We start from the raw sequence: 13,735 nt of genomic DNA, 5'->3' as shown, positions 1-13,735 counted from the left end.
TCAACGGCGAAACCTAGAGCCCAGCGGGACCATTGGCCGGCGGCTGCGGCGCACCGGCCTTGTCGGCCGCCTTGGGCTGAGCCGAAACCGCGAGGTAGCGTTCCGGGATCTCCCAGATCACCAGCTGCGGCGGCGCGTCCTTGAAGTCGGTACCGGCCAAGTAGGCCTTCATCGGGGCGAACGGCCCCTGACCGTCCTTGGCGTAATTGCCGACGTCTTCTCCGAGCGACTGCTCAAGCGCGCCATCGAAGTTCCAATTCGGGTTGGCGCTATAGCTGGTGCCGACCAGCGCGATGCGCGGCGCGGCACTACCGCCCAGCAAGTCACCGCCACCGGCACCGTCGGTATGCGCGGTGACGATGGTCTCCGGCGGCGGCAGCAGCCACGAGAAGTACGGCGCCAACGGCAAAAAGTTCAGCAGGTCACCCTGATGGACTTTCGGTGGCTCGGTGGTCGTCGTGAATGTGGTGGGTGCTGACGGCGCCGGCAACTGAGTTCGCACCACGGTCGCGATCTGCTGTGCGGCAAGCTGGGCGCCATGCACGGTCCAGTGAGTGTCGGTACGCAGGAAGGTCGGGCCGTCGGACTTGCCGTCCGCCAGCGGCTTGAGCAGGTCGGCATGCGCGATGCCGTCCGCCGCGAGTGCGGACTGCGCCCGACCATACAGCCCCTGATGCAGCGCCGGCGGCTGGCGCCCGTCCAGATGCTCCGGATAGACGCGCGCCTTGGCCGGCACCATCGCCACGACCAGCTTGATGCCCTGTGCGGCAAGCTGCTCGTGCACCGACTCGATCGCCGCCAGATTGCGCTCGACGCGCTGCGCGGATTCGTTGCCAACCAGGAATTCCTCATCGGTATACAGCCAGCCACCCTTGCCGATGATCACGCCGCTCTTGGCTTCATGAAAAAGCGCGTAATCAATCGCGGCCCACAGGCTAATGCCGAAGCTGCGCGCCGGGAATTGATGGTCGTACTGCGTCTCGAAGTCGTGCGCCATGCGCCCATCGAGTACGGCCTGGTCGACCTTGGGCTCGTAGTGCCGTGAGCGAATCCCGGCGGCCACGGCGATCACCAGCACCGCCGCACCAAACAGCAGGGCGTGCAGCACCGGAGAATGCGCTGCCGTGTCAACTGCGGTCTCGTTGTTGTCTCGCATTCGTAAAATCCCGTTTTTTCAGAACTGGAAGTAGAGGAACGGCGAATAGCTTTGCGCCGACAGCTTCAGCACCGCGAGCAGGAACAGTGGCCAGATCAGCAACTGCGCGGCAGCCGTCAGGCGCTGGCGCATCGGACGCAGCGGCGGCCGTGGCGCACCCTGGTGTTGTTCAATGACCATCGCACCACGGACGATGCAGACGACGATGCCGGCCGCCAGCGTCACCAGCTGCAACTGTGTGATCGAGCTGCGATAAATATCCGACAGGCCACCACCACTGAAGCTGAACATCGCGCCGTAGAAGTCGAGTGCAGTGCCGACGCTTTCGGCGCGGAACATCACCCAGCCCACCACCACGAACAGGAAAGTCGGCGCCCAGCGCCAAAGCTTGAAGCCCTGCACATTGGCCTTGACGCCCATCACACGCTCGACACAGAGGATCGCGCCATGCCAGGCGCCCCAAAGCAGAAAGGTCCAGTTGGCGCCGTGCCACAAGCCGCCGAGCAGCATGGTCAGGAACAGATTGCGATAGGTCTTGCCGGTGCCGCCGCGGTTGCCACCGAGCGAGATGTAGAGATAGTCACGCAGCCAGCTCGACAGGCTCATGTGCCAGCGGCGCCAGAACTCGGTGATGCTCTGGCTGATGTAGGGCTGGTTGAAGTTCTCGACGAAGCGGAAGCCCATCATCAGGCCGAGACCGATCGCCATGTCGCTGTAACCGGAGAAGTCGAAATACAGCTGGATCGTGTAGGCGAATGCCCCCAGCCAGGCATCGGCCGTGGTGGGATGCGCCAGCGAAAAGGCGTGACTGACCAGCGGTTCGATCGAGTCGGCGATGAAGACCTTCTTGATGAAGCCCTGCATGAAGCGCAGCGCGCCCTGCCCGAACAGCGCGACGCTGTGCTCGCGATGTTCGAACTGGTCGGCCAGGTCCTTGTAGCGAAATACCGGCCCGGCGATCAGATGCGGAAACAAGGCGATGAAGGTCGCAAAGTCGACCGGATGCCGCGTGGCCTCGACGTCGCCACGATAGACGTCGACGATGTAGCTGATCGACTCGAAGGTGTAGAACGAGATGCCGATCGGCAGGATCACATGCGCGAACTCGAACGGCGGCATGCCCATGCCTTCGAGCATCGCGTTGAAACTGCCGACCCCGAAGTTGGCATATTTGAAATACGCGAGCGTCGCCAGATCGACGATCACGCCAGCGAGCAACCACCGCTTGGCCATCGCACTGGTCCGGCCGTTGCGCGCAATGCCCATGCCGACGATGTAATTCCACGCCGTGACCCCGGCGAACAGCAACAGAAAGTCGACGCGCCACCAGGCGTAGAACAGATATGACCCGGTCAACACCACATAGTTGCGCAGGCGGCCTCGGTTGGGCGTCAGATAGTAGACCGCCAGAAACAAGGGCAAGAACAGAAACAGAAAGACGTTGGACGAGAAGACCATGGGGTGTCGCGCTCCCTATTTCGAACTGGCCACGGCCTCGTCGGCCGGCCGCAGGATGACTGCCTTCTTCTGGCGCATCAGCACGTCCAGCACCTTTTCCTGGTGCTTGCCGAGAATGCCGGTGAACTTGATACCGAGATCGCGTTGCGGCGCGCGCATGTCGACGTTGTAGAGCTCGAGGCTGAGCGGCTGGTCGATCCCGATCGGCGCCGAACCGTTCGACACCAGCTGACCGCCGACCACCGTCATCGACACGCGTTCATGGAACGGGTCGAGTGCGAGGTTACGGCCGGTGCCATGCAGATCCTTGATATGGCCGTAGATGCCGGACAGGCCGTTGCCGACCGCGACGTTGCCGTACAGACGCATATTGGTGCTGTTGCGCACGCGAATGCCGTGACGCAAGTTGCCGCTCGACAGGTTCTTCCAGATCAGCGTGCGCGGACTTTCATAGATCGTGATGCCGTCCGAATGATTGCGGTACACGCGGTTTTCGGCCACTACATTGTTGACGCTGTTACGGTCGACGACGATGCCGGACAGATGGTTGTCGTAGGAATCGTTGTCGAAGATCCAGCTGTCATCAACCTCGCGCGAGACGATGATGCCGTGCTTTTCCTTGGTGTTGTACGCCTTGTTCTGCGCGATGATCAGCCGTTTGGAGCGGTCGTGAGGATCGATGCCGTATTTGATGTTGTCGTGATAGGTGTTGCCGCGAATCACCACGTCTTCGGCCTCGTAACAGTAGAAGCCATACCAGTTGTCGTAGAACTCCGAGTCGAGCAACCAGCCGGTCGGCTCGGGGCGGTTCATCTTCGGCGCGATCGACGGTGAGAACTGCGAGATCGACACGCCATAGGACTTCGACGCGGCGTAACCGAGGTTGGCGACTACGCTCTTGATGATGTAGGTCTGCGAGCCGCCCCACGACACGATGAACGGCCGGAAGTCATGCTTGTCGACGAAGGTCGCAGGTGCATTCTTGACTTCGTTCCAGCCGCGCACTCGCGCGCCGGTGATGAACAGCTCGCCCTCGTTGACGAGAAACGCGCCGCGGTTGATCGACAAGCGGAAGTCGGAAACCGAATCGTCGATGTGCAGCGTCGCGCCGGGTCGCACATCGATCGGCAGACGCGCGACGTAAACCCCCTTGGCCATTTCCTGGAAGTACTGCTTCGGCACCTGGCGCGCGATGTCCTTGGGCGTCATATAGCCGTGGATGAAAATCGCCTTCGGCAACGAGCGTTGCCGTGCTGCCCAATCGCGCATCCGCTGGTCGCGGCCCATGAAGCCTTTGAAGACCAGTTCGTCGAGCACGCTATGTACTTCGGCGTGACCACGCTTGGACTTGTCGATCTTGGCCATCGCATTGGCCGGCGTATAGCGATCGAGACTCGGCAGCTTCGGCGGTGGAATCATCAGCGATGCACCGTTGACGACGTCGACCACATACGGCCGCTTCGAGGCCTCGGCCAACTTGGCCGCGGTCTGGTCCGATTCGTCGTCCTGATCGGAGCCGTCGGTCTGGTAGCGCTCACCCGGATCGTCCTCGTCGGCGTCGAGCATTTCCTCGTCCGACTTGGCGGCGTCGTGACGACTGGTGACGGGTTCACCGTTGGTGCCGGGGTTGTCCGGCACGTCCGGAACTTGCACGGCCGGCTCGTCCGGCGAGGCATCGCCGTGTTCGCCCTGACTGACAGGCGCAGCCGCCTTGGCGGTCGCAGCGCCGCACAGCAGCGCGCAGCACAGCGCCAGCAGCCAGGTCTGAACGCGTCGTTTCAGTACCACAGCGTGAACTCCATCAGGATGCGATATTCGTTCTTGGCGTCGCTGCCGTAGGCCTTGCCCGGATCGAACCACGACGCACGCAGGCGCACCGAGCTGTCGCCGGTATCGTCCGGCGTGTAGGCGGTTGCACCGCCGGCGCCGGACAGATCGAAGTAACGCGTGACGACGACATCGACGCCCTGGCCCAGGTCATGATCGCGGACGCTCGGCGTCACGCTCAGCGCATCGCTGACGACCGGCGCGCGATCGTCGGGACGGCGCAACTTGTTGTAGACGACGCTGCCATCCCACTGGCCGCCACTGGCGGAGACGAAGGCCGTGGCCGCCTGCAGGTTGCCGAGTTCGGGGCGGAACGCGTCGTTGAAGCGATAGATTTGCGAGCGCGTACCGGTGAACCGCGAATAATTGCTCTGCGTGCCGGTCTGCTCGTATTGCGCCTTGCCGCCGCCACCGCTGTGCGCGACCGCGACACCGGCCTGCACGTTCTGATTGAGCTTGGCGCGAAGGCCGCCCTCGCCCTCCCAGGCGTCGACGTTGGCGCCGTCATTGCTCGTCGTCACCAGACCGGTCACCGGGTCGTAGCTGACGCTGTCGCGAGAGCCGGTCAGGTACGTACCCTGCAGCCAGTACGACACGGCCTGCTGATCGCGCCAGTCGTACGGATGATCGTCGAAGTAGACGTTGATCCAGGCCTGCTTGGATTTGGTCAGCCGTTTACTGGTATCGACCGGCTCGCCAGCGTCAGGCAGATGATTGTCGTCGCCGGCATAGACCACACGCATGCCGACACGCTGGTGTGCGCGCCAGTCATACGCGAGGCTGCCAAAGGCGTAGGTACGGTGATCCTGCTCCTGCGGCAGATCGATGTTGTCGGTTCGATAGGTATCGAACTGATGGGCGACACCGAGATCGGCCTGCAGCAGTGTCGTGTCGAAGATCCAGCGTGCGGCATCAATGTCTTCATCGAAGAACTGCGTGTCGTCATTGCGAATCCGCTGGCGACCGATCCGCAGGGTTTCGCCCGGATAGCTGGTCAAGCCGCCATATTCGATCCACGCCTCCTTGAGTCCGACAAAGGCCTTCTTGGTCGCCGATTCGTTGTTGTCGTCATCGCCCGGTTGCAGCAGACGGCCGGTCGGCGCGTACCCACGCACCCGCACGAAGCCGGCCCAATCGGGGGAGAACTGCACGTGCATCCACGGCGTGACGTCGACATAGGCCTCGCGCGTGTCGCTCGCGTCGTTGAGACCCAGATCGCGGCCGCTGTCGGCAACGCCCGCGGCGGTCGCCTTGAGGCGCCACTCGAAATCCATGGCGTGCGCAGCCAGCGGTGCGGACAGGCTGAATGCCGCGGCAATCGCCAGCGGCCACATCGAGCGAGAAGAAGGAATGGCAGAGACGCTGTGGCTTGTTCTTTTCATTGTTCGGTTCGGGAAGCGGTCGAGGTTTCGGCAGCCATCGGCTGCGTGGCATCCGCGGAAGTCGCGGACGCACTCGAATCAGGGCGGGTCTCCGCCGTCGTCGAAACGCGCAGGCCCTCGAGCAAGCGGCGCACTGCCGGATCCGACGAGGGGGTATGCGAGAGCTGGATTTCATGCACCGGCGGCGCTGGCGGCCGCGCATCGGGCGATGCCGTCTCGTCGGCGACCCGGGCCTTGGCCGGCGCGCGCGCCAGCGTCGGCGTTTCGTCCATGCGCAGCGCGACAGGCGCCATCGTCGGCGACGGGCTTGGCGGCGCCGTATTGGCGACGTCGACCGCCGCCGACGCATGGCGGACCGGCGTCGCATCGCTCACCTGCCGCTGCGGTTCCGCGGCCGGTGCCGGCGCCGGCGCCGACACGGGCATGGCTGGCGACGGCTGCGGCTGTGCCGCGGCGACGAAGCCGCTCGTGCCGGCGTCGTCCGCAACGGCGTCAATGTCTTCAGAGGCGGCATCAGCCTGGGCCCGCGCCAGCAGGGTCTGCGGGATCTGATAAGCCGAAGGCCGCGCCTGCGACTCGGCCACATACATCTTCTGCGCCTGCGCCATCTGCACCGCCGGCAGCCGCGCCGCAATCTGCTGCTCGAGCTGCGCGCTCGATGCACTGCCGCCTTCCGCACCGAGACGAGCGAAGACGTAAGCGTTCTCGAGATTGGGGCAGACGCCCTTGCCGTTGACGAACAGACGCGCCAGGGCACGATCGGCCGAAGCATAGCCGCGCCGCGCCGACCACATCAGATACTGCGCGGCCAACAGCGGCTCGCTCTCGCCCAGATAGCCATAGGCGTACAGCCGGCCGAGCAGATAGTGCGCCTTGATCGCGGTATCCGGCTGTTGCGCGGCATCCAGCAGCGCACGCAAGGCGCGCTGCGGATCACGCTGGGCACGCGCGCCGATCATGTACAGCTGTCCGAGCGCCAACTGCGCCTGTGCGTCGCCACGGGCTGCGGCCTGCTTGAGCGGCGTCTCGATATCGGTGTTCGGCAGCAGATAGCTGTAGCGCGTGACGACGCTGGCGGCCAGCACCGGCGACTCGTCCGGGCCATTGAGCATCTTCTTCAGCAGCGCGTTGGCCAAGTCCGTCTGTGCGGCCGGGCCGGCGGCCACCGGCGTGCTCGGCGACGACGCGGTCTGCGTCGGCGTCAACTGCACGCGTGTGCAGGCCAGCGCCGCCTGTTGCGGACCCGGCGACAGCAGAGTCGCCTCGCTGTGTTCGTCCGGGTCTTCAGTGACGTCGGACACCTTGACCGCCGGCGCCGGCTCGTCCTCATCCTCGTCATCGCCCTGGCCGGCGGCCGCGCCACGGATCGGCACCACCAGAACGCGCGCCAGCGACGCCAGCGTATCCGGCGTGACAATGCCGTCGTCGTACTTGCGGCTGCCGTCGGCCACCAGCTGCTTGAGATAGGGGGTGTCTTCGGCAACGCGCGCGTTGCGCGCCAGATCGACATAGCACTCCGGTACCGAGTCGACCCAGCGCGTGCACAGCACCGCCAGCTTGCGCTCATGGTCGTCGACCGCACGCGTGCTGCGATACCAGCCGATCACCGACGACTGCACGTTGGCCAGCGGAATCTTCTCGGCCTGCGCGACGAGCGCGGCGGCGCGGTGGCCGGTGTCAAGTTCAGGGTGATCCGTGTACAGACGGAGCAGACCGGCAAGTGCATCCGGATCGCGGCGCTTTTGCCAGGCGTTGTCCAGCAGCTTTTCGCCTTCGGCGATCGACGCATCGTCGGCTTGCTCGGCGAGCAGTCGGCCGAGCGGGACTTCGGTATCGAGCGGATCACGGCTGCGCGCGGTGCGCAGCCAGCCGATCGCATCGCGAATCCGGTCGGGCGTGCCGACGTTCACATAGAGCTTGGCCAGCGAAATCTGCGCTTCGACGTAGCCGCGCTGGGCGAGTGGTTTGAGATCCGTCTCCGCGTCCTGGAGGCGGCCTTCCCTGGCCGCCTCCTGCCCTCGGTCGATATCGGGCAGTCCCTGGGCGCCGTGGACCAGCACGCCCTCGCCGTTCTTGTCGAGATGGTTGCCGTAGCCCCAGGCGTCGAAGCCGACACCGAAGACCAAGGCCGCCACCGCGACCGGGATCAGGCCGCGCGCCGGCAAACCGGTGCGTTGCACGGATTTCATGCCTTGCCAGCCTGTCCGTCGCGCTTCGTGAAGAAGTCGCCGATCGCCGCGATCCTGCTCGACAGCGCGGCGTCACCGCCGAGCTGCACGTCAACCGGCCGGTTGATCAGATCGGCCGCCAACGGATGGTCCGGCTTGATCTTGACGATGACGTCGGCCACCGCGCCCTGATTGGTGAGGCCGCGCGCGTCGGTTGCACCGGCGTCACCGGCCGGCGACAGCAAACGCACATCCTCGACCTTGCCGTAACGCGTCCCGCCGTCACCGGAAATCGTGAACGCGACGGTCTTGCCGATCGGCAGATCGTCGATCTCGTTGAAGCGGAAGCGCGCCAACACATACGGTGTCGCATCGGTCGGCACCAGTTCGAACAGCGCCTGACCGCGGTTGGCGAACTGCCCGTCCACCGCATAGGTCTGCTGGACCTTGCAGTTGCACGGGCTGGTCAACGTGCCCTTGAGCTGGTCGCCCATCAACGCCGCCAGCTGGTCCGGCGACAGATGCATGTCGCCGAGGTTCGACTGCACGACGTCGAGCATCGCCGCCTGGAACGAACCGAGCGGCTGCCCCTTCTTGATCACCCCATCGGCCGGCACCAGGCTGAAGAAGGTGCCGTCGCGCGGCATCGTCACGTTGAAGCTCGGCGCCGCGATCTTGGCTGCCGACGCTCGCGTGACAAAGGCCATCGCGTACAGCTTGCCGACCGCATAGAAGAATGCGATGACGCCGACCACCAGCATCGCCACGGTCGTCGACACGGCCTTGGTCCGCGCCTTGCCGCTGAGGCCGACATTGGACGGCTGCACCGGGCGGGACTTGGTGAAGCTGTCACGCGACAGCGCCGTGATCACGTCGCCGGTGCCGACCAGCTCACCGGCGAGCGTGCCGCCGATGACCTGGCGCAGCACCGCGATCTCGCGGGCACCGAGGTTCTGGAACTGCACGCCGACCCGCTTGCCGTCGGCGCTGACATTGCGCACCTGCAAAGTCACCGGCAGTACGATCGCCACGGGTGAGATCGTGAATGCGAGCCGAGCGCGGCAGACGTCGCCAACCTTGAACGCTGCATCGTCGGTGACCGTGAAGCTCAGACCGCCGGCCGAAAGATCGTGCAGCGTGTAGCGAACCTCGCTGCCGCCGCGCGCGACATGCACGGTGCCCGGCACGCGAACGCGCGGGTGCTGGCGCTGGGCCTCGGCTTCGTGCACGACATTGGGAGGAATTCCGTCATCCATGGCTGGTTCCTTCAGGAGAAATTTCTTGATCGGGGGAAGCGGCGGCGCGTCAGAGCTCCACCATTGACAGGACGATTGCCGCGAACACGCTCACGGCGGCAAACATCAGCAGATAAGACGACCACCAGTTGAAGCGCGTCTGGAAAGCATTGCCGCTGGCGGCCAGCTTGGTCTTCTGCCGCGTCCAGGACTGCTGATCGAGGCGGAACGACACGTGGATCTTCACGATCGAGCCGACGATCTGGTTGTAGTACAGCAGCAGCGGAAAGGCCGGTCCGATCGGATGACCGGACAGCAGCAGCAGCCAGCTCATCAACAAACGCGTGAGTCCGACCCACAGTGCGAAGCTGACCAAGAACATGATGCTGCCGAACTTCACGCTGGCAGCGATGGCCAGTGCCAGACCGAGCAGACCGGTCCACATCAGGATGCGCTGGTCGAGCAACACGTAGTACGTGAACCAGCCCAGACGCGACGGACCCAGGCCCATCGCGCGGCCGTTCTGGCGCAGTGAATTGCCGTACCACCGGAACATCAGCTGGCGGCTGGCGCGCAAAAAACTACGATCGGGCGGATGCTCGACGGTGCTGATCGCGGCATCAGGCACATACCAGGTATCCCAGCCGAGCCGCATCAGGCTGTACCAACTCGACTTGTCGTCGCCGGTCAGAAACTTGAAGCGACCGAGACGCCAGTGCTCGAGGTGATCGTTCTGCACGTCGTCGATGAAGCCCGGGTCGGTCACGATGGTGGCGCGGAACAGCGACATGCGGCCGGTCAAGGTCAGCACGCGGCGCGTCAGCGCCATCGAGCACATGTTCAGGTGGCGCTGCGCGAAGCGCAGCTTGTGCCACTCGCTCATGACGTAACCGCCGTCGACCTTGCAGAACTCGTTGGTGGTCAGACCACCGACGGTCGGCAACACCTTGAAGAACGGTGCGGTCTTGGTCACCACGCCGGGTTCGAGCAAGGTGTCGCCATCGATGACGGCGACCACCGCATCCGGGTCCGGCATGTCGCGCGAGATCGCGCGAAAGCCCTGCGCCAGTCCGTCACGCTTGCCGGTGCCGGGGATGCGCACGATCTTCAGGCGCATGTCGGCCGGTGGCGCGAGGCGGCGCCACAGATCGAGCACGATGCGCTCGTCGCTCATCTCGACGATGGAGGCGATCACCGTGCAGGGCCAGCCACAGCGCATGCCCTCCTCGATCGTCGCGCGATACACGTCGGCCGTGGTCTGCGCATCGATACGGAAGCTGGTGATCATCAGGTAGACATGCGACGGTGCCGCCGCCTCGCCGAGCGCCTCCACTTCACGCCGCAGCCGCGGATACTCGCGGTGCAGGAACAGCATGCCGCGCACGAAGTGGATGACCCTCAGCGAGTAGCGCCAGACACCGAGCGCACCGATCGCCAGCACGTAATTCGCCGAACCCGGCTCGAAGGCATCGGCCGGCAACAGCAGCGAAATCCAGACCAGCGCCGTCGCATACAGCAGCCAGCCCGCATAGTCGAGTCCGCGGGACCGGGATTCCGGTCCCTGCGGCATGACATGCGCGGCGTCGGTGGCGGGAGCGAACAGGCTCATCGTCGGCTCGCCCGCGCTTACCAGCAGATGCCCTGCATCTCGTCGGTCGACGGATGCGGCATGTAACCGACCAGGTCGACGACCTTGCGCTCGTTACGCGAGCCGTTGACGTACTTCTCGAAGCTGCGATCGCGCAGGCCCAGCACCAGCACCTCGGAATCGTCGATGACGTCCTGCAGGTCCGGCTTGAGCAACGACGAGATGTGCGGAATCTTGCCGTTGATGTAGTCGCGATTGGCGCCGTGCACGCGCGCGTACTCGACGTTCTTGTCGAAGATCGACAGTTCGTAGCCCTTGCCGAGCAGCATTTCGGCCAGCTCGACCAGCGGGCTTTCGCGCAGGTCGTCGGTCTTGGCCTTGAACGACAGGCCGAGCATGCCGACCTTGCGCTTGCCGAACGATTCGACCAGATCGAAGGCTTTCTTGACCTGCGCGTAGTTGGTCGACATCAGCGACTTCAACATCGGAATCTCGACGTCCATCTGCGTCGCGCGATAGGTCAGTGCGCGCACGTCCTTGGGCAGGCACGAACCGCCGAACGCGAAGCCCGGACGCATGTAGTAATCGGACAGGTTCAGCTTCGAATCCTGGCAGACCACTTCCATCACCTGACGGCCGTCGACGCCCATCGACTTGGCGATGTTGCCGATCTCGTTGGCGAACGAAATCTTGGTCGCGTGCCAGACGTTGCAGGAATACTTGACCATCTCCGCGACCTCGATCGATTTGCGCACGATCGGCGCCGGCAGATGCTGATAGAGCGACGCGAGCAGATCACCCGATGCCTTGTCCCACTCGCCGATCACCGTCATCGGCGGATGGTTGTAGTCGTAGATCGCCGTGCTTTCGCGCAGGAATTCAGGATTGACGGCGATGCCGAAGTCGACGCCGGCCAGCTTGCCGGAGGCCTGCTCGATCAGCGGCACGACGATGCCGTTGACGGTGCCCGGCAGCACGGTGCTGCGCACGACGATGGTATGGCGGCCGTTCTTGTGCTTGAGCGCCGCGCCGATTTCACGCGCCACCGCCTCGATGTAGCCCAGATCGAGATCGCCGCTGCGCTTGCTCGGCGTGCCGACGCAGATCATCGACATCTCGGTGTTGGCGATCGCATCGGCGGTGGCGCTGGTCGCGCGTAGATTGCCGGACTTGACGCCGGCGGCGATCAGTTCTTCGAGACCCGGCTCGACGATCGGCGATTTGCCAGCGTTGATGATGCCGACCTTGTCGGCCGACACATCGACACCGATGACGGTGTGGCCACGCTCTGCAAAGCAGGCCGCGCAAACCGCGCCGACATAACCCATTCCAAAAATGCTGATGTTCATATTCGCTTCCGTTCGTTGCTAGATGAGGTTTGCGTTGCCTGATGTTCCTGCGGCGCCGGTGTATCCCGGCTGCTGAGCTGCCGCTGGCTCTCTCCTGCCTGATCCCGTCGCAACAGCGACGTCAAAGTGAAGTCCCTTTGCACTCTGTTCCTTGCTCATGCGCGCCCCCCGATCTGCCGCAGCAGCTCGTCGGTCCTGGTACGCATCAGCGCCACATCAGCGCGGCTCTCGACGTTGAGACGCAGCACCGGCTCAGTGTTCGAGCCGCGCAGGTTGAAGCGCCAGTCGGCGTATGCGATCGACAGGCCGTCGACCTTTTCGATCGATTCGGCGCCCGGCGCGTAGTGCGCTTCGATCGCCGCCAACACGCGGCCGATGTCATCGACCCGGCGGTTGATCTCGCCACTGGCCGGGAAGCGCTGCATGCGCTCGCCGACCAGTTGCGACAGTGTCTTGCCACTGCGGCTGATCAACTGCGCGACCAGCAGCCACGGAATCGTGCCGTTGTCGCAGTACGCGAAGTCGCGGAAGTAGTGATGCGCACTCATCTCGCCGCCATAGACGGCGTTCTCGGCGCGCATGCGCTCCTTGATGAAGGCGTGGCCGGTCTTGCTCTGCACCGGCACGCCGCCGGCCGACTGGACGACGTCGACGGTGTTCCAGGTCAGGCGCGGGTCGTGAATGATCTTCGCGCCAGCCTCTTGCGCCAGCATCGCTTCGGCCAGCAGCCCGACGATGTAATAGCCCTCGATGAACTCGCCGCGTTCGTCGAACAAAAAGCAGCGATCGAAGTCACCGTCCCAGGCCACGCCGAAATCGGCGCCGCTGCGCTGCACCAGCTCGCGGGTCGCAGCGCGGTTCTCCGGCAGCAACGGGTTCGGGATGCCGTTGGGAAACGTGCCATCCGGCTCGAAGTGCGTGCGCGCAAACGTGAACGGTAGATGTGGCGCCAGCGCCTCGACGATCTGTCCGGCGCCGCCGTTGCCCGGATTGACGGCGATCGTCAGCGACTGGAGTGCGGCGAGGTCGAGATAGCCGAGCAGATGCTCGACATACGCATCGCGGAACGACACCGACGTCTTGCTCGCGCCACCGGCGTAACGCGCCACCGAGCGCGCCACAGCCGATTCGAGCGCACGCAAACCGGAGTCGCCCGAGATCGGCAGCGCGCCACCACGCACCAGCTTCAGGCCGTTGTACTCGATCGGATTGTGCGACGCGGTGACCATGATGCCGCCGTCGACACCCGGCTGGAATGCCGCAAAGTAGACTTCCTCGGTGCCGCACAGACCGATGTCGAGCACCTCGGCACCGCCTTGTGCGAGACCCGCCGCCAGGGCATCGACCAGCATCGGGCTCGACTCACGGACATCACGGCCGACCGCAACGCGGCGTGGTTGATACTGCTCGGCATAAGCCAGACCGAGCCGGTAGACCAGGGTTTCATTGAGCTCTTCCGGCACCTTGCCGCGGATGTCGTAGGCCTTGAAGCTCGACAGCCGCGGCACGGTCGGCGACGACAGCGCGCCGCCGACCGTGCCTGCATCGAGAGGTGCGGCAATGCGCGCCATG

Annotated in this window: 9 protein-coding genes; all 9 read right to left on the bottom strand. The window is 64.6% G+C overall.

Annotated elements, in window-relative coordinates; all coding sequences use genetic code 11:
* Positions 1-13: 13 nt before the first annotated feature.
* On the bottom strand, positions 14-1,156 hold the full coding sequence (locus G7Y82_RS08845) for an alginate O-acetyltransferase (protein WP_168147686.1): 1,143 nt from the start codon (positions 1,154-1,156) through the stop codon (positions 14-16).
* Positions 1,157-1,174: 18 nt separating this feature from the next.
* Complete coding sequence (locus tag G7Y82_RS08840) at positions 1,175-2,614, bottom strand: MBOAT family O-acyltransferase (protein ID WP_168147685.1); 1,440 nt, start codon at positions 2,612-2,614, stop codon at positions 1,175-1,177.
* A gap of 15 nt (positions 2,615-2,629) precedes the next feature.
* Positions 2,630-4,402 (bottom strand): mannuronan 5-epimerase AlgG, encoded by a 1,773-nt coding sequence (algG, locus tag G7Y82_RS08835; RefSeq protein ID WP_168147684.1) that lies wholly within the window; start codon positions 4,400-4,402, stop codon positions 2,630-2,632.
* Positions 4,393-5,823, bottom strand: a complete 1,431-nt coding sequence (locus G7Y82_RS08830; RefSeq protein ID WP_168147683.1) for an alginate export family protein — start codon at positions 5,821-5,823, stop codon at positions 4,393-4,395. The genes algG and G7Y82_RS08830 overlap by 10 nt, the downstream gene beginning before the upstream one ends.
* Entirely contained in the window at positions 5,820-8,012 is a 2,193-nt protein-coding gene (locus G7Y82_RS08825; protein ID WP_168147682.1) for a tetratricopeptide repeat protein, read from the bottom strand. Before G7Y82_RS08825 ends, G7Y82_RS08830 begins: the two co-directional genes overlap by 4 nt.
* Positions 8,009-9,247, bottom strand: a complete 1,239-nt coding sequence (locus G7Y82_RS08820; RefSeq protein WP_168147681.1) for a PilZ domain-containing protein — start codon at positions 9,245-9,247, stop codon at positions 8,009-8,011. Before G7Y82_RS08820 ends, G7Y82_RS08825 begins: the two co-directional genes overlap by 4 nt.
* Positions 9,248-9,296: 49 nt before the next feature.
* On the bottom strand, positions 9,297-10,796 hold the full coding sequence (locus G7Y82_RS08815; RefSeq protein WP_168147956.1) for a glycosyltransferase family 2 protein: 1,500 nt from the start codon (positions 10,794-10,796) through the stop codon (positions 9,297-9,299).
* A 56-nt stretch (positions 10,797-10,852) separates the two neighbouring features.
* Positions 10,853-12,163, bottom strand: coding sequence for a nucleotide sugar dehydrogenase (locus tag G7Y82_RS08810; protein WP_168147680.1), 1,311 nt, complete (start codon positions 12,161-12,163; stop codon positions 10,853-10,855).
* 155 nt (positions 12,164-12,318) lie between these two features.
* Positions 12,319-13,734, bottom strand: coding sequence for a phosphohexomutase domain-containing protein (locus G7Y82_RS08805; protein ID WP_206370506.1), 1,416 nt, complete (start codon positions 13,732-13,734; stop codon positions 12,319-12,321).
* Between the last annotated feature and the right edge of the window lies 1 nt (position 13,735).

Source organism: Solimonas marina, assembly GCF_012241385.1.
In the GTDB taxonomy this organism is placed as follows: domain Bacteria; phylum Pseudomonadota; class Gammaproteobacteria; order Nevskiales; family Nevskiaceae; genus Solimonas; species Solimonas marina.
This window is presented reverse-complemented; position numbering and strand designations above follow the sequence as displayed.

Coding starts and splice junctions, on each gene's coding strand:
- G7Y82_RS08845 (WP_168147686.1), bottom strand. CDS start 1,156: ATGCGAGACAACAACGAGACCGCAGTTGACACGGCAGCGCATTCTCCG.
- G7Y82_RS08840 (WP_168147685.1), bottom strand. CDS start 2,614: ATGGTCTTCTCGTCCAACGTCTTTCTGTTTCTGTTCTTGCCCTTGTTT.
- G7Y82_RS08830 (WP_168147683.1), bottom strand. CDS start 5,823: ATGAAAAGAACAAGCCACAGCGTCTCTGCCATTCCTTCTTCTCGCTCG.
- G7Y82_RS08825 (WP_168147682.1), bottom strand. CDS start 8,012: ATGAAATCCGTGCAACGCACCGGTTTGCCGGCGCGCGGCCTGATCCCG.
- G7Y82_RS08820 (WP_168147681.1), bottom strand. CDS start 9,247: ATGGATGACGGAATTCCTCCCAATGTCGTGCACGAAGCCGAGGCCCAG.
- G7Y82_RS08815 (WP_168147956.1), bottom strand. CDS start 10,796: ATGCCGCAGGGACCGGAATCCCGGTCCCGCGGACTCGACTATGCGGGC.
- G7Y82_RS08810 (WP_168147680.1), bottom strand. CDS start 12,163: ATGAACATCAGCATTTTTGGAATGGGTTATGTCGGCGCGGTTTGCGCG.
- G7Y82_RS08805 (WP_206370506.1), bottom strand. CDS start 13,734: ATGGCGCGCATTGCCGCACCTCTCGATGCAGGCACGGTCGGCGGCGCG.